This window comes from Actinoplanes sp. NPDC048796 (assembly GCF_040650035.1).
Lineage (GTDB): Bacteria > Actinomycetota > Actinomycetes > Mycobacteriales > Micromonosporaceae > Actinoplanes.
The window spans coordinates 547,655-568,835 of the sequence record NZ_JBEZGO010000002.1 but is presented as its reverse complement, the minus strand read 5'-3'; the positions used below and the strand labels follow the sequence as shown (position 1 = coordinate 568,835).

Annotated in this window: 23 protein-coding genes and 1 tRNA gene; all 24 read left to right on the top strand. The window is 70.2% G+C overall.

All coding sequences use genetic code 11. From position 1 onward, the window contains the following. Entirely contained in the window at nucleotides 1-495 is a 495-nt protein-coding gene (locus AB0C26_RS10955; RefSeq protein WP_360245143.1) for an amino-acid N-acetyltransferase, read from the top strand. Next, the gene (locus tag AB0C26_RS10950; protein ID WP_360245140.1) at nucleotides 492-1,400 is read left to right on the top strand and encodes a Ppx/GppA phosphatase family protein; all 909 of its coding nucleotides are present in this window, start codon (nucleotides 492-494) and stop codon (nucleotides 1,398-1,400) included. The genes AB0C26_RS10955 and AB0C26_RS10950 overlap by 4 nt, the downstream gene beginning before the upstream one ends. After that, the gene (gene nadE / locus AB0C26_RS10945; RefSeq protein WP_360245137.1) at nucleotides 1,397-2,221 is read left to right on the top strand and encodes an ammonia-dependent NAD(+) synthetase; all 825 of its coding nucleotides are present in this window, start codon (nucleotides 1,397-1,399) and stop codon (nucleotides 2,219-2,221) included. The genes AB0C26_RS10950 and nadE overlap by 4 nt, the downstream gene beginning before the upstream one ends. 33 nt (nucleotides 2,222-2,254) lie before the next feature. Further along, nucleotides 2,255-2,584, top strand: a complete 330-nt coding sequence (locus tag AB0C26_RS10940) for a PadR family transcriptional regulator (RefSeq protein WP_360245134.1) — start codon at nucleotides 2,255-2,257, stop codon at nucleotides 2,582-2,584. Further along, on the top strand, nucleotides 2,581-3,648 hold the full coding sequence (locus AB0C26_RS10935; RefSeq protein WP_360245131.1) for an HAAS signaling domain-containing protein: 1,068 nt from the start codon (nucleotides 2,581-2,583) through the stop codon (nucleotides 3,646-3,648). Before AB0C26_RS10940 ends, AB0C26_RS10935 begins: the two co-directional genes overlap by 4 nt. Nucleotides 3,649-3,747: 99 nt before the next feature. Then, a complete protein-coding gene (locus AB0C26_RS10930; RefSeq protein ID WP_360245128.1) occupies nucleotides 3,748-4,623 on the top strand; it encodes a hypothetical protein in 876 nt (291 codons plus the stop codon). 57 nt (nucleotides 4,624-4,680) lie between these two features. Continuing rightward, a complete protein-coding gene (locus AB0C26_RS10925) occupies nucleotides 4,681-5,418 on the top strand; it encodes a uracil-DNA glycosylase (protein ID WP_360245125.1) in 738 nt (245 codons plus the stop codon). A 12-nt stretch (nucleotides 5,419-5,430) separates the two neighbouring features. Then, nucleotides 5,431-6,132: a DUF4129 domain-containing protein gene (locus AB0C26_RS10920; RefSeq protein ID WP_360245122.1), complete on the top strand. Its 702-nt coding sequence runs from the start codon at nucleotides 5,431-5,433 to the stop codon at nucleotides 6,130-6,132. Next, complete coding sequence (locus tag AB0C26_RS10915; protein WP_360245119.1) at nucleotides 6,129-6,713, top strand: hypothetical protein; 585 nt, start codon at nucleotides 6,129-6,131, stop codon at nucleotides 6,711-6,713. Before AB0C26_RS10920 ends, AB0C26_RS10915 begins: the two co-directional genes overlap by 4 nt. Before the next feature lie 14 nt (nucleotides 6,714-6,727). Beyond that, the gene (locus AB0C26_RS10910; RefSeq protein ID WP_360245116.1) at nucleotides 6,728-7,726 is read left to right on the top strand and encodes a MoxR family ATPase; all 999 of its coding nucleotides are present in this window, start codon (nucleotides 6,728-6,730) and stop codon (nucleotides 7,724-7,726) included. After that, on the top strand, nucleotides 7,726-9,069 hold the full coding sequence (locus AB0C26_RS10905; protein ID WP_360245113.1) for a DUF58 domain-containing protein: 1,344 nt from the start codon (nucleotides 7,726-7,728) through the stop codon (nucleotides 9,067-9,069). The genes AB0C26_RS10910 and AB0C26_RS10905 overlap by 1 nt, the downstream gene beginning before the upstream one ends. Nucleotide 9,070: 1 nt before the next feature. Then, complete coding sequence (locus AB0C26_RS10900) at nucleotides 9,071-9,634, top strand: hypothetical protein (RefSeq protein WP_360245110.1); 564 nt, start codon at nucleotides 9,071-9,073, stop codon at nucleotides 9,632-9,634. Between the two features lie 98 nt (nucleotides 9,635-9,732). Next, the gene (locus AB0C26_RS10895) at nucleotides 9,733-11,091 is read left to right on the top strand and encodes an NAD(P)/FAD-dependent oxidoreductase (protein WP_360245107.1); all 1,359 of its coding nucleotides are present in this window, start codon (nucleotides 9,733-9,735) and stop codon (nucleotides 11,089-11,091) included. Nucleotides 11,092-11,145: 54 nt separating this feature from the next. Continuing rightward, nucleotides 11,146-11,229: transfer RNA gene (locus AB0C26_RS10890), tRNA-Leu, on the top strand. Between the two features lie 228 nt (nucleotides 11,230-11,457). Next, entirely contained in the window at nucleotides 11,458-11,967 is a 510-nt protein-coding gene (locus AB0C26_RS10885) for a DUF1778 domain-containing protein (RefSeq protein ID WP_360245104.1), read from the top strand. A 49-nt stretch (nucleotides 11,968-12,016) separates the two neighbouring features. After that, nucleotides 12,017-12,856: a DUF4097 family beta strand repeat-containing protein gene (locus AB0C26_RS10880; protein WP_360245101.1), complete on the top strand. Its 840-nt coding sequence runs from the start codon at nucleotides 12,017-12,019 to the stop codon at nucleotides 12,854-12,856. Between the two features lie 15 nt (nucleotides 12,857-12,871). Then, the gene (locus AB0C26_RS10875; protein WP_360245098.1) at nucleotides 12,872-13,639 is read left to right on the top strand and encodes an ATP-binding cassette domain-containing protein; all 768 of its coding nucleotides are present in this window, start codon (nucleotides 12,872-12,874) and stop codon (nucleotides 13,637-13,639) included. Then, nucleotides 13,636-14,397, top strand: a complete 762-nt coding sequence (locus tag AB0C26_RS10870; protein ID WP_360245095.1) for an ABC transporter permease — start codon at nucleotides 13,636-13,638, stop codon at nucleotides 14,395-14,397. Before AB0C26_RS10875 ends, AB0C26_RS10870 begins: the two co-directional genes overlap by 4 nt. A 103-nt stretch (nucleotides 14,398-14,500) precedes the next feature. Then, nucleotides 14,501-15,580, top strand: coding sequence for a trypsin-like peptidase domain-containing protein (locus tag AB0C26_RS10865; protein ID WP_360245092.1), 1,080 nt, complete (start codon nucleotides 14,501-14,503; stop codon nucleotides 15,578-15,580). Between the two features lie 22 nt (nucleotides 15,581-15,602). Continuing rightward, nucleotides 15,603-17,051, top strand: a complete 1,449-nt coding sequence (locus tag AB0C26_RS10860; RefSeq protein ID WP_360245089.1) for a basic amino acid/polyamine antiporter — start codon at nucleotides 15,603-15,605, stop codon at nucleotides 17,049-17,051. A 17-nt stretch (nucleotides 17,052-17,068) separates the two neighbouring features. After that, complete coding sequence (locus AB0C26_RS10855; RefSeq protein ID WP_360245086.1) at nucleotides 17,069-18,301, top strand: arginine deiminase; 1,233 nt, start codon at nucleotides 17,069-17,071, stop codon at nucleotides 18,299-18,301. A gap of 1 nt (nucleotide 18,302) precedes the next feature. After that, nucleotides 18,303-19,193: a MarC family protein gene (locus tag AB0C26_RS10850; RefSeq protein ID WP_360245083.1), complete on the top strand. Its 891-nt coding sequence runs from the start codon at nucleotides 18,303-18,305 to the stop codon at nucleotides 19,191-19,193. Nucleotides 19,194-19,322: 129 nt separating this feature from the next. Beyond that, entirely contained in the window at nucleotides 19,323-20,144 is an 822-nt protein-coding gene (locus tag AB0C26_RS10845; RefSeq protein WP_360245080.1) for a Bax inhibitor-1/YccA family protein, read from the top strand. Between the two features lie 610 nt (nucleotides 20,145-20,754). Continuing rightward, complete coding sequence (locus AB0C26_RS10840) at nucleotides 20,755-21,039, top strand: hypothetical protein (RefSeq protein ID WP_360245077.1); 285 nt, start codon at nucleotides 20,755-20,757, stop codon at nucleotides 21,037-21,039. Nucleotides 21,040-21,181 lie beyond the last annotated feature (142 nt).

Below are 21,181 nucleotides of genomic sequence, written 5' to 3'. Positions count from 1 at the left end.
GTGGAGATCCGGCGCGCGAGGACCAAGGACGTGCGGGCCATCCGCGATCTCGTCGACACCTATACGACCGATCGCCGGCTGCTGAGCAAGGCGACGGTCACCCTGTACGAGTCGGTCCAGGAGTTCTGGGTCGCCGTCGACGACCGTGACCGGGTGTACGGCTGCGGCGCCCTGCACGTGATGTGGGAGGACCTGGCCGAGATCCGCACGGTCGCGGTCGACCCGTCGGCCCGGGGGCAGAAGATCGGCCGCCGGATCGTGGAGCGGCTGCTCGACGTGGCCCGCGAGGTCGGCGTGGCCCGCGTCTTCTGCCTCACGTTCGAGACCAGCTTCTTCGGCTCGTTCGGGTTCACCGAGATCGACGGCGCCCCCGTGCCGCACGCCGTCTATGAGCAACTGCTGCGGTCGTACGACGAGGGTGTGGCCGAATTCCTCGATCTGGAACGGGTCAAGCCGAACACGTTGGGAAACACGAGAATGCTGCTGCACCTATGAGAGTCGCGGCGATCGACTGCGGGACGAACTCGATCCGCCTGCTCATCGCGGACGTGGCCGGCGGTGGCCTGACCGACGTCACGCGCCAGATGGAGATCGTCCGGCTCGGCGAGGGCGTCGACCGGACGGGCCGGCTGTCGGACGCGGCCATCGCCCGTACCCGCAAAGCTCTTGTGGGTTATGCCGCCGAGATCGAGGCGCACGATGTGGCGAAGGTGCGCATGTGCGCGACCTCGGCGTCGCGGGACGCCGACAACGCGCGGGAGTTCCGCGACATGGTCCGCGGCGTGCTCGGCGTCGACCCCGAGGTGATCAGCGGCGACGAGGAGGCGCGGCTGTCGTTCGCCGGCGCCGTGGCCGGGCTGTCGGCCGAGCCGCCCTACCTGATCGTCGACATCGGCGGCGGCTCGACCGAGTTCGTCACGGGCAGTACCGACGTCGACCGGGCCATCTCGATGGACATCGGCTGCGTCCGCATGACGGAGCGTCACCTGCACGGGGATCCGCCGGCCGCCGCCGAGATCGACGCGGCCGAACGGGACATCCGGGCCGCCGTCGACGTCGCACTCGCCGCGGTGCCCGGCCAGGAGGCGAAGACGCTGGTCGGGCTGGCCGGGACGGTCACGACCGTCGTCGCTCTGGCCGAGGGCCTCGGGTCGTACGACCCCTCCCGCATCCACCACGCCCGAGTCACCTACGAGCAGGTAGCGGCGGTCACCTCCGAAATCCTGGCCATGTCCGTGGCCGAACGGCGGTCACTGCCCGTGATGCATCCGGGCCGGGCCGACGTGATCGGTGGCGGTGCGCTGATCCTGCGCATCATCATGGAACGCGCCGGGCAGACCTCGGTGATCGCCTCCGAACACGACATTCTCGACGGGATCGCCTACAAACTGGTGGGATGACCAACCTTCGACAGCAGATCGTCGCCGAACTCGGCGTCAAGCCGTCCATCGACCCGGCGGCCGAGATCCGGCAGCGGATCGATTTCCTCAAGGACTACCTGCGGTCGACCCCGGCCCGGGGTTTCGTGCTCGGCATCAGCGGCGGCCAGGACAGCACCCTGGCCGGCAAGCTGTGCCAGACGGCCGCGGCCGAGTTGCGGGCCGAGGGGCACGACGCGACGTTCGTGGCCGTCCGGCTCCCGTACGGCGTGCAGGCCGACGAGGACGACGCGCAGATCGCGCTGCGCTTCATCGAACCCGACCGGTCGATCGCGGTGAACGTCAAGCCCAGTTCGGACGCGGTGGCGGCCGAGACCGCGGCGGGCCTGGGCGAGCCGGTGCGCGACTTCGTCCGGGGCAACATCAAGGCCCGCGAGCGCATGGTGATCCAGTACTCGGTCGCCGGCCAGCTGAACATGCTGGTCGTCGGCACCGACCACGCGGCCGAGGCGGTCACCGGCTTCTTCACCAAGTACGGCGACGGCGGCGTGGACGTCACGCCGCTGACCGGCCTGACCAAGCGCCAGGGGGCTGCCCTGCTGCGTCATCTGGACGCGCCGGCCTCGTGCTGGCAGAAGGTGCCGACCGCCGATCTCGAGGACGACCGGCCGGCCCTGCCGGACGAGGAGGCGCTCGGTGTCCGCTATGCCGACATCGACGACTACCTCGAGGGCGCTGACGTGTCCGCCGCGGTGGTGGACCGTGTCGAGTCCTTGTTTCTCGCGACCCGCCACAAGCGGGCGGTGCCGGTGACGCCGCTCGATGCGTGGTGGCGTTCTTGACGGTATTTCGCAGTGCGCAGTACTGTGCACCGCGTGGATACCACCCAGCTCCTCAAGGGCGTGCTGGATCTGGCCGTCCTCGCCGCGCTGCGCGACGAGGACGGCTACGGCTACGACATCCTGCGCCGGCTCCGGGCCGCCGGCCTCGACGACGTCGGTGACGCCTCGGTCTACGGCACGCTGCGGCGGCTGTTCGCGGCCGGATTCCTGACCACGTACGTGGTGCCCAGCGACGAGGGCCCCCACCGCAAGTACTACGGGATGAACGCCGCCGGCCGGGCCGAGCTGGAACGGTCGGCCAAGGTATGGAACGGCTTCGCGTCCACCATGGACGATCTTCTTCGCGAGCGGGGAGCGGCGTGAACATCACCGAGCAGGACGAGATTGCCGAGTACGTGGCCGGGGTCCGGCAGGCGCTGGCCGACCTGCCCGACGCGACCCGCGACGAGCTCCTCGAGGACCTTCCGGAACACCTGGCCGAGGTGCGGGCCGAGGGCACGGGCACGCTGACCGAGCGGCTGGGCACCCCGGCGGCGTACGCGGCCGAGTTGCGCGCCACGGCCGGTTTCGTCGGCGGCTTCCCCGACCCGCCGCGCGGCGCCTGGGTGACGGCGGCCGAGATCCGGGCCAAGGTGATGCCGGTCCTCGACCGGGCCGACGTGAAGGTCGGCCCGCTGATCGGCTACCCGAGGGCCAGCGAGTTCCTGACCCTGCTGCGCCCGGCCTGGTGGGTGCTGCGCGGCTACCTGGTGGCGATGGCCCTGGCCATGATCCTCGACAGCAGCGGCGGCAGTCCCGGCCTGCTGCCCCGGGTCGGCGGCAGCAACGTCATCGCGCTGATGCTGCTGGCGGTCGGCGTGGCGGGCTCGATCCTGCTGGGCAAGAGGGGCGTCCAGCTGTCGCAATGGCCGCGGTGGGCACTCTATTCGGGGACGACCGTCCTGGTGATTTTCGGCCTGGCCGGCTTCACCGCGGCCGACAACGGCGTTCGTGGCCCCGGCTTCAGCGACGTGTCCAGCTACCAGGAGAGCAACCCGTACAACACGATCAATGACCTTTTCGTGTACGACGAGAAGGGCACCCTGGTCCCCAACGCGCGCGTCTTCGACCAGAACGGCAACGCGGTCCAGTTCGGCGGCGGCTACTGCACCGACCCGAACACCGGCGAGACCTGGCACACCCGCAACCTGGGCTACCCGTACTGCCCGCAGGACGCGCCCTTCGGCCCGGCCCCGTCCGCCGACCCCCGCCCGAGCTTCCTGGAGAACGGCGAGCCGGCCCCCGCCGATCCCAGCCCCACCGATCCCAGCCCCACCGGCCCCAGCGCCACGGACCCCAGCCCCGGCCGGACGCCTGCCGCCGCCCCGGCGCCGTCCGGCGCCTCGGCCTCGCCCACCCCTGCTCCGAGCAGCCGAAGCCCCCGATGAAAGCTGGGTAACGGGGTCGCGTCGGGTCCCGGCCGATCGTTAGGGTCCCTCTGCGATCGGTCGACCCCCTCGGCCGGCCCCCGGAAAGGAACCACCCCAGTGAGCAACCCCGTCCCGCCGTTCGGCGGCGACTACCCGCCGCCCGGCCCGGGCCAGCCCGGCTACCCGCCACCCCGGAACCACCCCGGTTACCCGCCGGCCGCCGCGCAGGGCCAGCCCGGCTACCCGCCGGCCGCCGCGCAGGGCCAGCCGGGTTACCCGCCCGCCGCCGCCCAGGGCCAGCCGAGTTACCCGCCGGCCGGTGCTCAACGCCAGCCCGGGTACCCGCCCGCCGGCGGCCAGCACGGCTACGCCCCCGCAGGGCAGCCCGCCTACGCCCCGGACGGAACCCAGCCCGGCTACCAGCCAGCCGGCTACCCGCCGCCCGGTGGCCAGCCCGGCTACCCGCCGCCCGGTGGCCAGCCCGGCTACCCGCCGCCCGGTGGCCAGCCCGGCTACCCGCCGGCCGGGGGCCAGCCCGGTTTTCCGCCGCCGAACGCCGGTGGCTACCCGCCGCCGAACGCCGGTGAAGCCCCGCCGCCCCTCACTCCCGTCCCGGTCGAGAAGAAGCGCGGCGCCGGCAAGCTCATCCTCCGGATCGGCCTGGCGCTCGTCGCCGTCGTCGTCTTCGGCATCATCAAGGGCGGCATCGTCTCCGCCCTTTTCGGCGGCGACGACGCCAAGGAAGCCAAGGCCGGCGACTGCGTCTCCGCCGACACCGACATCCCCGAGGACAAGACCGAGCGCACCCGCGCCGACGTGGTCGACTGTGCCTCCTCCGACGCTGCCTACTCGGTGGTGGCCCGCGTCGACGGCGAGAGCGACCCCAAGTCCACCTCCTGCGACAAGTTCTTCAAGGAGGGCGAGCGCTTCCTGGTCCTGGGCAGCCGCGAGGACGGCGGCTACCTGCTCTGCCTGCGTCCCGCCAAGGCCTGACACCGCCGGCGGCCACCCCGGGTGCGGCGGCCGCGCGGCGGATGCTGTGCTGGGTGGGTGAGTAACGCGCGTACTAGGGAAGACGTTGTGCGGTGTGCGGCGGGGGCCGCGTCTCTCGGCGTGCTCGATGAGGAGATCTCGGACTGTTTCGCCTGTCCGCGGCTGGTGGCCTGGCGGGAGGAAGTGGCCGCCACCAAGCGTGCGTCCTTCCGGAGCTGGGACTACTGGGGGCGGCCGGTCCCGGGCTTCGGCAACGCCGATGCCGAGATCGCGATTCTCGGGCTGGCGCCGGCCGCGCACGGGGGAAACCGGACGGGGCGGATCTTCACGGGGGACCGGTCGGGAGATGTGCTCTTCGCGGCTCTGCACCGGGCGGGGCTGGCCAATCAGCCGACCAGCGTGTCCATTGACGACGGGCTGGCCCTGCGGCATCTGCGGATCTTCTCCGCGGTGCGTTGTGCACCTCCGGACAACAAACCGCTTCCCGACGAAAGGGACACCTGCGCGCCGTGGGCCGAGCGGGAGTTGAGCCTGATTCGGCCGACCCTGCGGGTCGTGGTGGCGCTCGGTGCTTTCGCCTGGCAGGCGTGGTGGCCTGCGATGAGGGCGGTCTACGGCGTACGGCCGCCGGTGCCCCGGCCGAAGTTCGGGCACGGGGCGCATGTCAGCCTGCCGGGAGTGCCCGACTTGCTGGGGTGCTTCCACGTGTCTCAGCAGAACACGTTCACCGGTAAGCTCACCCCGGCCATGCTGGACGACGTCTTCGCGCGTGCCAAAGAGCTGGCCGGTTTGTGATGGAGACAAGACGTGGATCTCGCTGCGGTGCGTCGCTGGTGGCCTCTGGCCGCCGTCCTCGTGCTGCTCTTCGTGACCTCGCTGGCCGCCACCCGCAGTGAGGCCCAGCTCGACGAGATCGTGCGTGACGAACCGGTCGGTGACCAGCCGATCCTGCCCACCACGGTGCCGTCGGCCCAGGCGACCACGCCGCCCGAGCCGGAGCCGGCGCGCGGGCTGCCCGACTGGGTGGGCACGGTCGCCCTGGTCGTCTTCGGGGTCATCGCCGCCGTCCTCGTCGGACTGGTCGTCTACGCGCTGATCCGCGATCGTCGTACGAAAAAGGGAAAAAACCCGAAAAGCCGCAAGCGCGCGAAGGGCCAGCCGGGTACGGCCGAGGAACTTGTCGCTGCTCTCGACGCCGGCCTGGAGGAGCTGTCCGACACCGACCGCGACCCCCGCCGCGCCGTGATCGCGTGCTGGGTACGCCTGGAGCAGGCCGCCGCGGCCGCCGGCACCCCGCGGCATCCCGGCGACAGCCCCACCGACCTGGTCGGCCGCCTTCTCAACGAGCAGCAGGTCGACGCCGCCGTGCTGGCCGCTCTCCTCGAGGTCTACCGCGAGGCCCGCTACGCCACGCACACCGTCGACGACCGGATGCGCCGGCAGGCCCGCGAGGCCCTGCAACGCCTGCGCGCGGACCTGGGCGCCCCGTCGGAGGTGGCGGCCCGATGATGCCCGACGGCAGCCTGGACGATCTCTTTGGCTACCGCGAGGAGCCGGCGGCGGCCGAGGAGCAGACGCCGGTCGAGAAGCGGCGGTCGCTGCTCTCCTGGATCCTCGTCAACCTCGTCGTCGTCACCCTGCTCACCGTCGTCATCGTGGCCGCGCTCCGGTCGTCCGACGTCGACATCTCCGTCGTCTTCGTGGTGACCGCGCTGGTCGCGCTCCGCCTCGTCGTGCTCGCCGTCCAATGGGTCCAGGCCCCGGCCCTCCCCAAGCGCTCCGGACGCGGCCGCGGGTCCGGCGACCGCGCCGGCCGGGACGCTCTGCGGGCCGCCGTCCGGCGGTGGGAGCAGACCCTGGAAAGGGCGCACGACGACCCGGATCTCTACTCGCGTAACGTTCTGCCGGTGCTGGCCGAGCTCACCGACGAGCGGCTGCGGCTGCGACACGGGATCACCCGTCAATCGGACCCGCGGCGCGCCCGTGAACTGCTCGGCGATCCGCTCTGGGCGGCACTGCACGACCGCGGCCGCCGCGCGCCCAAGACGCGGGAGCTGGAGAGCTACGTCGACGCCCTGGAAAAACTGTGACGAGAGGTGCCCCGGTGACCGAGACAGGCGTGCAGGCCCTTCCCCCGTACGAGGTGGGCAGACTGGCCAATGCCGTCCTCGACTCGGTCGGCAGCGTCGTGGTCGGCAAGCGTGACTCGCTGGAGCTGGTCCTGGCCGGCATCCTGGCCGGCGGCCACGTCCTGCTGGAGGATCTGCCCGGTCTCGGCAAGACGCTGACCGCCCGCTGTTTCGCTCAGTCGCTGGGTCTCGACTTCCGCCGGCTCCAGTTCACCCCCGACCTGCTGCCGGCCGACGTCACCGGCTCTTTCCTGTACGACCAGCGCAAGGGCGACTTCGCCTTCCGGGCCGGCCCGGTGTTCACCAACATGCTGCTGGCCGACGAGATCAACCGGACGCCGCCCAAGACCCAGGCCGCCCTGCTCGAGGCCATGCAGGAGAAGCAGGTCTCCGTCGAGGGCGTCACCTACCGCCTCGACCCACCGTTCCACGTTCTCGCCACGGCCAACCCGATCGAGTACGAGGGCACCTACCCGCTTCCCGAGGCGCAGCTCGACCGCTTCCTGCTGCGCGTCTCGTTCGGCTACCCCACCGCCGAGGAGGAGTGGGACGTTCTGCAGCGCCGCATGTCCCGCCGGCAGGAGGAGGCCTTCCTGACGCCGGTCGTCGACTCCGCCACCCTGCAGTCGATGCAGGCCGCCTGCGAGTCGATCGCCGTCGAGGACTCGATCGGCCGGTACATCGTGGCGTTGACCGCCGCCACCCGCGAGCACGCCTCCGTTCTGGTCGGCTCCTCGCCGCGTGGCTCGCTGGCCCTGCTGTTGCTGGCCCGCGCCCGGGCCGCCATGGCCGGCCGTGACTTCGTCGTTCCCGAGGACGTCAAGGACGTCGCCGTCCCGGCCCTCGCCCACCGCATCACGCTGCGCCCGGAGATGTGGCTGCGCCGCGTCGACCCGTCGTTCGTGGTCGACGAGGTTCTGCAGGCCACGCCCGCGCCGGCCAGTGGCGCGCTGCCCACATACACCGCCGGCTGATGGGCCCGCGGCTGCGCAGCGCCGTTCCGCCGCCGTCGCCGGCCGACGTGACGGCCGGTCCGGCCTGGGTGCCGACCCGGGCGCTGGGCCGGGCTGTGCTGCTGACCGGCCTGCTGCTGGTGCTCGGCGTCGCGCTCGGCCGCGTCGACCTGGTGCTGCTGGCCGCCCCGTTCGCGATCGGCGTCGCCGTCGGCCTGCGGCGCATGCCGAAATCCTTCCCCGAGCTGACCGTGCAGTCCGATCAGGAGTATCTGGTCGAGGGCGGCCAGGTCGAGGCGTCGGTGACCGTCAGCAACCCGGACGAGATCTCGTACGACCTGGTCGTGGTCCGGGTCCGCACCTCACGCTGGCTGAAGCTGGAGGAGTCGGACCGGCCGTTCGCGATCACCGTGGGCGCCGACGGCTGGGCCGCCGTCGAGTTGAGCGGTGAGGCCCGGCGCTGGGGCCGGCAGGATGTCGGCCCGGCCGCGGCCCGGGTCGCCACCTGCGGCGGCCTGCTCGCCTGCCGCCCGGTGATCACCCAGGGCAGCGACGTGCGGGTCTATCCGGTGACCGAGCCGTTCAACGCCATCGAGGCCATGCCGGCCGCCGCCGGACTCGTCGGCAACCACCGGTCGCGCCGGCCCGGCGAGGGCGGCGAGCTGGCCGGGGTGCGCCCGTTCGCCCCGGGCGACCGGTTGCGCCGCATCGACTGGCGCGTCTCGCTGCGTACGCGGGACCTGCATGTCGCCTCGACCCTCTCCGACCGTGACGCCGAGGTCGTCCTCCTCCTCGACGTGCTGGGCGAGGTGGGCCTCTCCGGTGGCGTCGGTGGCAGCGCCTCGGTGCTGGACACGACCGTCCGCGCCTCGGCCGCGATCGCCGAGCACTACCTTCAGCGCGGCGACCGCGTCTCCCTGCTCGAGTACGGTGCCGCCGCCCGCCGGCTGCGCCCGGCCACCGGCCGGCGTCAATATCTGACGGTGCTGGAGTGGCTGCTCGACGTGCGCCCGGACCCGATGGAGGCGCACGAGCACGACTTCGGCGCCCACCACGTCTCCCCGGACGCGCTGGTCATGGTCTTGACCCCGTTGATCGACCCGCGGTCGGCCGACATGCTGGCCGCGCTGGCCCAGTCCGGCCGCTATGTCGTCGCGGTCGACACGCTGCCCGCCGGCGCCGCCCCCGAGGTCCGCGACCAGTGGACCCCGCTGGCCACCCGGCTGTGGCGCGTCGAGCGGGAGAACGTCCTCGGCCGCCTGCGCGAGCACGGCGTGCCGGTCGTCGCCTGGGCCGGCGCCGGCAGCCTCGACCTGGTGCTGCGGGACGTCTCCCGCCTCGCCTCGGCGCCCCGGGGGCACTGACATGTTCACCCTGTTCGCCCGCAAGCTGGCCGGCGCCAAGACCGTGCTGACCCGGGCCACCATCCTGCCGTTCCTGGTGCGGTGCGGCATCGCGCTCTGCGGTCTGGTCGCGATGGCCGTCGCCTGGCCGCAGGCGATGCTCGGCTCGCAGTTCTTCGTGCCGCTGGCTCTGGTCGCGATCTACCCGGCGGTGGCGCCGCGCGGCCGGGGCGCCACCTTCGCCGCGCTGGCCGTCGTGGCCGGCTGGCTGGTCGACACCGTGATGGAGGACGCGGCCGTCTCGCTGTGGCGGGTGCTGACCATCGCCACGGCCCTCTATCTTGGACATTCACTGACGGCTTTGGCGGCCGTTCTGCCGTACGACGCGGTCGTCAATGTCGACGTCGTCGGTGTCTGGTTGGCGCGGGCGCTTACTGTGGTGCTTATCTCCGCCGTACTGACGGTAGCCATTCTGGGACTCACCGCTGATTTGGCGGGAAGCGCGTTTTTGGTGGCTACTCTGGTCGGATTGGCTGGTGCCGCGGGTGCCACGCTCCTCATAGCACGCCTCGTTCGTCGCGTGTAAATGTCCTCGAAATATGTGCGTCACAGCACTTGACATATGGACTTGGGATAGATCACACCGAGAGGCGTTGCGAGCCGCGAAGAGCGACAATATAAGGCGTGAATCCGCAGCGCATTGTCGTCGTAGGGGCAGGTCACGTCGGGCTCTATGCCGCCCTGCGTCTGTCGAAGAAGCTCAGCCGCCGCAAGGCTGAGATCGTCGTCATCGACCCCCAGCCCCACATGACGTATCAGCCGTTCCTGCCCGAGGCAGCGGCCGGCAACATCGAGCCGCGGCACAGTGTTGTGCCGCTCCGCCGCGAGCTCAAGAAGTGCCGCGTCATCGTCGGCGAGGTCACCAAGGTCGAGCACGCGCGCAAGACGGTCACCGTCCAGCCCATCGAGGGCCCGGCCACCGAGATGGAGTACGACCACATCATCGTGGCGCCCGGCTCGGTCTCGCGGACCCTTCCGATCCCCGGCCTCAGCGAGCGCGGTATCGGCTTCAAGACCATCGGCGAAGCCATCTACCTGCGCAACCACGTCATGGACCAGCTCGATGTCGCGGCCGTGACGCCCGACCCCGAGATCCGCAAGGCGGCCCTGAGCTTCGTCTTCGTCGGTGGCGGCTTCGCCGGCGTCGAGGCCATGGCCGAGATGGAGGACGTCGTCCGCGACGCCCTCAAGTACTACCCCGAGCTCGACCAGAAAGAGGTCAAGTTCGTCCTGGTCGAGGCCAGCAACCGGATCCTGCCCGAGGTCGGCGCCAAGATGGGCGCGTACGCGGCCCGTCAGCTGGCCAAGCGCGACATCTCGATCCGCCTCGAGACGTTCCTGAAGTCCTGCGTCGACGGCAACATCGAGCTGTCCGACGGCGACAAGTTCCGCGCCGAGACGGTGGTCTGGACCGCGGGCGTGAAGCCGTCGCCCATGCTCGACGTCACCGACCTGCCGCGCGGTCCCAAGGGCCACGTCAACTGCCTGCCCACGCTTCAGGTGGCCGACGACGAGGGCAACGTCCTCGACGGCGCCTGGTCGGCCGGCGACTGCGCCCAGGTCCCCGACCTGACCAACCCCGGTGGCTGGTGCTCGCCGAGCGCCCAGCACGCGGTCCGCCAGGCCAAGGTGCTCGCCGACAACATCAAGGCGGTCGTCCTGGGCGGCCTGCCCAAGGAGTACCGCCACAAGTACGTCGGCTCCGTCGCCGGCCTCGGCCTCTACAAGGGCGTGGCGCACGTCTACGGCATCAAGGTCCGTGGCCTTCCCGCCTGGTTCATGCACCGCTCGTACCACATGAGCCGGATCCCCTCGTTCAACCGCAAGGTCCGGGTCATCGCCGACTGGACGCTGGCCTTCGTGCTCCGCCGCGAGACCATCGCCCTCGGCCAGCTGCATCACCCGCGCGAGGAGTTCCTCGAGGTCACGCCGCCGGTCCGCAAGCCGGAGGAGCGCGAGACGGTGAGCGCCGGCACCCACTGAGGTAATCTCCGTTTCCGCCACCCGGCCGGCAACCGATACGGTGTCTCCAGTGCCGCCCGGGTGGTGGAATGGCAGACACGGCCGCCTTAAAAGCGGCTGCCTCGCGCAGGCGTGCGGGTTCGAGACCCGCCCCGGGCACACAGTTCGTTGAAAAGACGCCGCAGGCTTCGGTCCGCGGCGTCTTTTTCATAGGTACGTCTTCTCCTCGAGCCCAGAAGCACAACGCTCGCCCCCAGAAGCTCATCGCGGCGTTTCCGCAGCTCAAGGCCATAGCGCGTCTCTCGCGCCACTGCATGGTGCCACGATGGCACACTGATGGTGCCAAAGCTCTTGTGAGCGGTGCCATGTGTGTGCCACCATGGTGCCATGGACTTGACCTCGTATGTGAACAACCTCGGACGTGAGTTCGCCACACTGGCCGAGGCCGGCGGCGAGGAGTCGCGTGCGCTGGTCGAGCGCCTGACCGGCTCCCTTGAGTCGGCGATCCGCATGACCCTGCTCGAGGCGCTGTCCGGCGCCGCCGACGAGATCACCCGTGACCTGGCGCCCGGCTCGGTCGAGCTGCGCCTTCGCGGCCGCGACCCCGAGTTCGTGGTGAGCGCGGCGCCCACCACGGCCGACCACACCGTGGAGAACGCCACCGAGAGCGACCTCCCGTTCGCCGAGGACGGCCCGGCCGCCCGCATCAACGTCCGCATGCCCGAGCCGCTCAAGGCCGCCATCGAGGAGGCCGCGGCCAAGGAGGGCCGCTCGGTCAACGCCTGGCTCGTCCGGGCCGCCGCCGCCGCCCTGCAGCAGCCCGACCGGGCCCAGCGGCCCGAGCCCCGCGACGGCGGCAAGCGAGCCGCGCAGCGTTTCACCGGATGGGTCCGCTAACCCTCTGACCTGCTAGAACGCCTCACTGACTCAGGAAGCGGGGACAACCATGCCTATTTTCGACACTCCCGAATCGATCAGCGTCACTCTCGACTACTACGTCGGCGACGTGCGGATCATCGCGAGCGACCGCGCCGACACCGTCGTCGAGGTCCGCCCGAACGACGAGCACGACGAGTCCGATGTGCAGGCGGCCCAGCAGCTCAAGGTCGACTACAGCAACGGCCAGCTCCGGGTGACCGGCCCCAAGCGCACCTTCGACTTCTCCAAGAAGTCCAAGGCGGTCGCCGTCGACATCGAGGTGCCCAGCGGCTCGCGGCTCGACGCCCACCTCGTGATGGGCGCCTTCCACGTCACCGGCCGGCTCGGCGACACCCGGATCAGGAGTACCGGCGACATGCGGCTCGAGCAGACCGGCTCGCTGCGCCTGCACACCGGATTCGGGAACATCACCGTCGACCGCGTGCTCGGTGACGCCGAGGTCTCCACCGGCTCCGGCGACATCCAGCTGGGCGAGGTCGAGGGCGCCGCCGTGCTCAAGAACGCCAACGGCGACACCGCGATCGACGTCGTCACCGGCGACGTGCGGGTCAAGAACGCCAACGGCGACATCGATATCGAGCGGGCCGGCTCCGGCGCCGAGGTGAAGACGGCCAACGGCAAGATCCGGCTCGGTGAGGTGGTCCGCGGCTCGATCACCCTCGGCACCGCCGCCGGCGCCCTCGACATCGGCATCGCCGAGGGAACCGCCGCCTGGCTCGAGGTCACCACCGGCTTCGGCAAGGTCCTCAACTCGATGGAGCAGACCTCCAGTCCGGGCGAGGCCACCGAGACCGTCGAGGTCCGCGGCCGCACCGGCTTCGGCGACATCCTCATCCACCGCTCCTGAAGGGTATTGGCGACCATGGACGGACAGAACCCCGCGATCCGGGTGCACGGACTCCGCAAGTCGTACAAGGACGTCGAGGTGCTCAAGGGTGTCGACCTCGAGGTGGCCCGGGGAAGCATCTTCGCGCTGCTCGGGTCCAACGGCGCCGGCAAGACCACGACCGTACGGATCCTGGCCACGCTCCTGAAAGCGGACGACGGCACCGCCGTCGTCAACGGCTTCGACGTCGCCACCGAGGCACAGCGGGTGCGCGAGTCGATCAGCCTGACCGGGCAGTTCGCCGCGGTCGACGAGATCCTCACCGGCCGCGAGAACATCGTCATGATCGCCCGGCTGCGGCGGGTCGACGACCCGGGCAAGGTCGCCGACGGCCTGCTCGACCGCTTCGGGCTGACCGAGGCGGCCGGGCGCCGGGTCGGCACCTACTCCGGCGGCATGCGGCGGCGGCTCGACATCGCGATGAGCCTGATCGGCGACCCGCCGATCATCTTCCTGGACGAGCCGACCACCGGCCTCGACCCGGAGGCCCGCATCGAGGTGTGGAAGGTGATCGAGAAACTGGCCGACGGCGGCACGACGGTCCTGCTCACCACCCAATATCTGGACGAGGCGGAGAAGCTGGCCGACCGGATCGCGATCCTGCACCGGGGCCGCATCATCGTCGACGGCACCCTGGCCGAGCTCCGCAAGCTGCTCCCGCCGGCCAAGGTCGAGTACGTGGAGCGCCAGCCCACCCTGGAAGAGATCTTCCTGGCCATCGTCGGAGAGAAGGGTCAGTCGTGACCACGCACGTCCTGAGCGACACCAACGTCATGCTCGGCCGCTCGATGCGGCACATCACCCGCAGCCTCGACACGATCATCACCGTCACGATCATGCCGATCGCGTTCCTGCTGCTGTTCCGCTACGTGTTCGGTGGCGCCATCCAGGCGAACACCGACAACTACACCAACTATCTGATGCCCGGCGTGCTGCTGATCGCCATCGCCAGCGGCATCTCGTACACCGGCTTCCGCCTCTTCAACGACCTTCAGGGCGGCATCTTCGAGCGGTTCAACTCGATGCCGATCGCCCGCTCCTCGGTGTTGTGGGGTCACGTACTCACGTCGCTGGTCTCGAACGCACTTTCCTGTGCCCTGATTGTCCTCATTGGACTGGGTATCGGTTTCCGCTCCTCGGCCGGCGTGCTGGCCTGGCTCGCCGTGATCGGCATCCTGCTGCTGTTCACCCTGGCCCTGACCTGGATCGCGGTGCTGGCCGGCCTGTCCGCCTCCTCACCCGACGGCGCCTCGGCCTTCTCGTACCCGATCGTCTTCCTGCCCTTCGTCTCCTCGGCCTTCGTGCCGACCGACACCATGCCGGCCCCGGTCAAGGCGTTCGCCGAGAACCAGCCGGTCACCTCGATCGTCAACTCGATCCGGGCCCTGCTCGACCAGCAGCCGGTCGGCCACGACATCTGGATCGCCCTGGCCTGGTGCGCCGGCATCACCGTCGTCGCCTACGCGTTCGCCATGCGGGCCTACCAGCGCAAGATCTCCTGACCCGGGCCTCGTCTCACCGGCGGATCATCCCACTCGGGGTGATCCGCCGGTTCATCCGTTCCGGGTGACGCTCCCCGGATCGACGGCTACCTACGTTGGCGGCATGCGACTCACGCCGGGACGTCTGGTCGCTGGGGCAGTGGCCTTGGCGCTGCTGTCGGGGATCACCGGCGGTCTGCTCGGCGCGGCCGCGTCCGGTTCGGACGGCGACGGCCGTCCGGCCGCGGCCGCCGCCGGCGTGACCGGCTGCGACGTGACCCAGGTGGCCGCCACCGTCTTCCCGTCCCTGGTCACGGTCAATGTGCGGCGCGGGGCCACCGGCGGCCTCGGCTCCGGATCGGTGCTCGACCGGGACGGGAACATCCTCACCAACGACCACGTGATCGCCCCGGCCTTCGGAGCCGGTACCACCCCCGCCACCATCACCGTCGACTTCGCCCGCGGCGCCTCCGAGGTTCCGGCGACCGTGGTCGGCCGAGACCCCGCCACCGACCTCGCGGTGCTGCGGGTGGACCCGGCCGCGGCCACCCTCACCCCGATCGCGATCGGCGACTCCTCAGCCGTTGTCGTCGGTCAGCCGGTGGTCGCGGCCGGCTCCCCGCTCGGCCTGAACAGCACCATCACGGCCGGCGTGGTCAGCGCGCTCAACCGCTGGATCGACGTCGGCCAGGGCGCCGAACCGGCCGCCCTGGTCAACGCCGTGCAGACCGACGCCGCGGTCAACCAGGGCAACAGCGGCGGTCCGCTCACCGACTGCGCGGGCCGGCAGGTCGGCGTCAACTCGGCCGGCGCCCAGCCGCCCGAGGGCGGTGGCGGCAGCATCGGCCTCAACTTCGCCATCCCGATCGACTTCGCCGTCTCGGTGGCCGAGCAGCTCATCGCCGGCAAGAAGGCCACCCACCCGGTCATCGGCGTCATGTCGGTGAGCGTGACCGACGAGATCGCCCGGGCCACCGGCCTGCCCCGCGGCGCCCTGGTCGAGCAGGTCGTGCCCGGTTTCGGCGCCGCCCGGGCCGGTCTGCGCACCGGCGACGTGATCACGCAGATCGGCGGCACCGCGGTGAACGGCACCGACCAGATGCTCGTCGCGATCCGCACCCACAAGCCCGGCGACACGGTCGACGTCCGCTTCAGCCGCGGCGGCGCCGCCCAGAACGTCCGGGTACCGGTGACCGAACCCTGATCCGCGGGAGGAAGGCGACGACGTGACCGGAACCGGCACCACCACGACCACCGCGTCCACGGCCCAGAAGCTCACCCTGGCCACGATGACCATGATGGTCATCGGCGGCATGGTCGGCGCCGGTGTCTTCTCGCTGCCCCGGCGCTTCGCCCAGGAGACCGGCGTCTACGGCGCGATCATCGCGTGGGCCATCGCGGGCACCGGCATGCTCATGCTGGCTTTCGTCTTCCAGACCCTCGCCCTGCGCAAACCGGAGCTGGACGCCGGGGTCTACGCGTACGCCAAAGCGGGCTTCGGCGAATACCTGGGCTTCTTCTCCGCCTTCGGCTACTGGGCCAGCGCCTGCGTCGGCAACGTGACGTACTGGGTGCTGATCATGTCGACCGTCGGCACGATCTGGCCGGCCATGGGCGACGGCGACACCCTGCTCGCGGTCACCGTCTCCACGGCCGGGATCTGGCTGTTCTTCTACCTGATCCAGCGCGGGGTCAAGGACGCGGCCGCGCTCAACCGGGTCGTCACGGTGGCCAAGGTCGTACCGATCATCGTCTTCGTCCTCATCGCCCTGTTCCTGCTCGACCCCAAGGTGTTCGCCGACAACCTCAGTGGACCGGCCGACTACGGCTCGCTCTTCGAGCAGGTCAAGGGCACGATGCTGGTCACCGTCTTCGTGTTCCTGGGCGTCGAGGGGGCCAGCGTGTACTCCCGGCACGCGAAGCGCCGGCAGGACGTCGGCCGGGCCACCATCCTCGGCTTCCTCGGCGTGTTCGCCATCTTCGCGTCGGTCACCATCGTGTCGTACGGAATCCTGCCCAGCTCCGAGATCGCCGAACTGCGGCAGCCGTCGATGGGCGGGGTGCTCGAGGCGGCCGTCGGCACCTGGGGCAAGGTCTTCGTCAGCGTCGGCCTGATCATCTCGGTGCTCGGCGCCTACCTGGCCTGGACCCTGATGGCGGCCGAGGTCCTGTTCGTGGCGGCCGCCGACGACGACATGCCGCGTTTCCTGCGGCGCACCAAGCGCGGCGACGTGCCGTTCAACGCGCTGCTGCTGACCTCGATCCTGATCCAGGCCGTCCTGATCGTCACCTACTTCTCCGAGGACGCGTTCAACTTCGCCCTCGACCTCACGAGCGCGCTCACCCTGATCCCGTTCCTGCTCGCCGCCGCGTACGCCCTGAAACTGGCCCTGACCCGCGATACCTATGTGGAGCAGCCGCGCGGACACGGGCGCGAGCTCGTGGTCGGGGTGCTCGCCGTGGCGTACACCCTCTTCCTGCTCTTCGCCGCCGGCCCGAAGTTCGTGCTGGTCTCACTGATCATCTATGCCCCGGCCACCCTGCTGTTCATCAAAGCGCGCCGGGAGCAGGGCCGGCAGCTGTTCTCCGGCCGCGAGCTCGTCATCCTGGCCGTCTCGGTCCTCGGCGCCGTCCTCGGCGTCGTGGCGCTCGCGGCGGGCTGGATCTCCATCTAACTCACCAGGGAGTTGTCATGGAACACGGCGTCCACTCCGAGGTCGGCCGGCTGCGCAAGGTGCTCGTCTGCGCGCCCGGGCTGGCGCATCGCCGGCTCACCCCCGGCAACGCCGACGACCTGCTCTTCGACGACGTCATGTGGGTGGAGAACGCCCAGCGCGACCACGCCGACTTCGTCAACAAGCTGCGCAACCGCGGCGTCGAGGTGGTCGAGCTGCACGACCTGCTGGCCGCGACGATGACGATCCCGGAAGCCCGCACGTGGCTGCTCGACCGCAAGATCATCGCCAACGAGGTGGGTCTCGGGCTGCTCGACGACACCCGCGCCTTCCTGGAGGAACTGAAGCCGCGCGAACTGGCCGAGTTCCTGATCGGCGGGCTCGCCACGTCGGACCTGCCACCGGAATTCCGCAAATCGGCCTACGTGTCGCTGGCCCGCGAGTCGACCGGCGTCCGCGAATACCTCATGCCACCGCTGCCCAACACCCTTTACACCAGAGACACCACTTGCTGGCTGTACGGCGGGTTGACGCTCAATCCGCTCTACTGGCCGGCCCGGCACGACGAGACCCTGCTGATGAAGGCGATCTACGAGTTCCACCCGGACTACGTGGGCTCCAAGGTGTGGTGGGGCGACCCGGAGAAGGACTGGGGCCTGGCCACCTTCGAGGGCGGCGACGTGATGCCGGTCGGCAACGGCGTGGTGCTGGTCGGCATGAGCGAGCGCACGTCACGGCAGGCGATCACCCAGGTGGCACAGTCGCTGTTCGCCAACGGCGCGGCCTCGAAGGTCGTCGTGGCCGGCATGCCGAAGCTGCGCGCCGCGATGCACCTGGACACGGTGTTCACCTTCGCCGACCGCGACGTGGTCACCCTCTACCCGAACATCGTCGACGGCATCCACCCGTTCACGCTGGTGCCCGGCTCCTGGGGCGTCGACGTGATCGACAACGAGGGCCAGCGCTTCGTGGACGTGGTGGCCGAGTCGCTGGGCTTCAAACAGCTGCGCGTGATCGAGACGGGCGGCGACGTGTACGCCTCCGAACGCCAGCAGTGGGACAGCGGCAACAACGCGGTGGCGGTCGAGCCGGGCGTGGTCTTCACCTACGACCGGAACACCCAGACCAACACCCTGCTCCGCCAGGCCGGCGTCGAGGTCATCACGATCGTCGGCGCCGAACTCGGCCGCGGCCGGGGCGGCGGGCACTGCATGACCTGCCCGCTGATCCGCGACGCGGTCGACTTCTGACATGTCCTTCAAGTACGACGCCCTGGTCCTGTTCCTGGCGTTGTTCGCCCTGTACAGCCCGGTGGCGGCGCTGTCGTCGTACCTGCCGATCGTCCGCCCGTTCTCGCACGCCGAGCAGCTGCGGCTCGCTTTGGGCCTGGTCGTCAACGTGGCCGTCTTCGTCCTGCTGGCGATCTGGGTGGGTGAGCCGCTGCTCGAGCTGCTCGGCATCAGCACGGCGGCCCTGACCGCGACCGGCGGCATAGCCCTGATCCTGGCCGCCGTCCCCTTGATGACCGGCAAAGCCACACCACCGCCCCCAGCCGCCGCCCCTAGCTCCATCGCCGCCACCTCCGCCGCGCCTACCTCCGCCGTGCCCGCGTCCGCCTCGCCTACCTCCGCCGTGCCCGCGTCCGCCTCGCCTACCTCCGCCTCGCCTACCTCCGCCTCGCCTACCTCCGCCTCGCCTACCTCCGCCTCGCCTACCTCGGCCGCGTCTACCTCCGCGTCCGCCGCCCCCGCGTCCGCCTCGCCTATCTCTGCCGTGCCCGTGTCCGCCGCGCCCGCCTCGGCCCTTGCTTCCCAGCCGGACAAATCGTTTAAGTCCGTTTTGTTTACGCCGATCACGTTTCCGCTGACCGTCGGTGGGACGACCTTCGCTTTCGGGGTGGCGGCCTCGGCCGACGTCGGCGGTGTCACGGGCCGCCTGTTCCTGTCGGTCGCCGCCCTGGCGTACGCAATAGTCACGGGTCTGACTCTTTATGCCGCCGGCCATGTCGAGCGCAGGATCTCCGGGGCCGCGGCCGGCATCCTCGATCGGATCGCCGGCATCCTGCTGACTGCCATCGCCGTCGTGCTCCTGACGAACGGTTTCACCGAACTCGCCCTGTCTGCCATCGACCGCTTTCAGTAACTTCACAGTTTCACCTTCAGCTGGTTCACAGGCTCGCGCCGCGCCGAGAAGTGACTCTTGCCCGTACCCTGGAAGAGCACGTCAAGGTGCCATTACCTCGTGCCTCAACCTCAAGGGAGGCTGGACACAGTGAAGACTTCAAACCCGGTGCTCTCACGCCTCGGCCAGGCGGCCGAGCGCGAGCGTACGGCCGGGTACGGGGCATACGGCCCCGCCGGCGCCCCGGGTTACGGTCAGCCGTACCCGACGACGCCGGATTACCCCGCCGCTCCGCCCGCCGTGCGCCCCATGACGGTCGACGACGTCGTCGTCAAGACGGTGACGCTGCTCGGCATCACCGGCATCTCCGCCGTCGTGGCGTGGAACGTGGTGCCCGACTCGGCCACCGGGGCCGCCTGGATCGGCGCCGCCATCGTCGGCCTCATCCTGGGCTTCGTCATCTCGTTCTCGCGCATGGCCAACCCGGCGCTCGTGGTGACCTACGCGGTCGTCGAGGGCGTCTTCGTCGGCATGGTCTCGAAGACGTACCAGGAGTTCTTCGGCTACGACGGCATCATCCTGCAGGCGGTGACGGCCACGTTCGGCGTCTTCTTCCTGATGGCGGTGCTGTACAAGACCCGGGTCATCCGGGCGACGCCGAAATTCACCCGCGGCCTCATCGCGGTCATGGGCGGCCTGTTCGCCGTCATCCTGATCAACCTGGTGCTGTCGCTGTTCGGCTTCAACACCGGCCTGCGCGACAACGGCCCGCTCGGCTACATCTTCAGCCTCGTCTGCATCGTGGTGGCCGCGCTCAGCTTCATCCTGAGCTTCAACGAGGTCGAGGAGGGCGTGCGGATGGGTCTTCCGCAGCGCTACTCCTGGGTCGCCGCCTTCGGCATCCTGGTCAGCCTCGTCTGGCTCTACCTCGAGATCCTGCGCCTCCTGAGCTTCCTACAGGGCGACGACTGATCTCCACGCTTGACCGACAGCGCCCGGACCGACTCCCCTCGGCCCGGGCGCTGTTTTTTGGCCCTCCACCCACTCCGCGCGGTCCATCCCCGTTCCGCGCCGCTTTCGTTCCGCGTCGCTTCCGTGCGGTGCCGCTTCCCGGTTCGCGCCATTCCGCGCCGCTTCGCTTCCTTGGTTCCGCGCCGCTTCGCTTCCTTGGTTCCGCGCCGCTTCGCTTCCTTGGTTCCGCGCCGCTTCGCTTCCTTGGTTCCGCGCCGCTTCCCGTTCGGCGCAGCTCCGCTCTCTTGGTTCCGCCCCGCTTTCTGTTCCGCTCCGCTTTCCGCTCCACGCCGCTCCGCGTTGCTTCCTGTTCTACGCCGCGCCGCTCCGCTTCCGTTCTACGCCGCGCAGCTTTCCGCGCCGCGCTGCTTCGCGTTGTGGGCTCAGCGCGTTTCCGCGTTCCGGGCGTCTCTCCTGTCACGTGTCGCGCCGTGGTCTGGCTTTATCCACAGGCTGAACGTTGTCCACAGGGGGTTGGGCGTGGCCTTCGGTTTTCCGGAACACTGGGGCAGGACGGGGGCCCCCTTGGGAGGGTGGGCTGTGAGTTCGGGGCACGCTTTAGGCTCGTGCGGTGACTGACTTCGCTACGTCGATCGAGCGGCTGCTCAACCAGGTGCGGCACTGGGAGGCGCCGCGGTGGCGGGCCGAAGGGCGCGGGGACCGGGTTTACGCGTTGGTGCAGCGGCTGGCTGATCTGGGGGCCGACGCCGAAGGGCGGCCGCGGCGTACCGTGCCGCGTGAGTCTGACCTGGTTCTGCCCGACCAGTTGCGAGTGGTGGCCGACGATCTGCTCGCTGCCGGCGGGGGCGACGATGCCGCGCTGGCCGAGGTCGACGCCGTACGGCAAAGCCTTTGACGCGCTGAGCCGGTAAACAGCGCCGAGCCGGTAAAGCAGTGCCGGGCCGGTAAAGCAGTGCCGGGCCGGTAAAGCAGTGCCGGGCCGGTAAAGCAGTGCCGGGCCGGTAAAGCAGTGCCGGGCCGGTAAAGCAGTGCCGGGC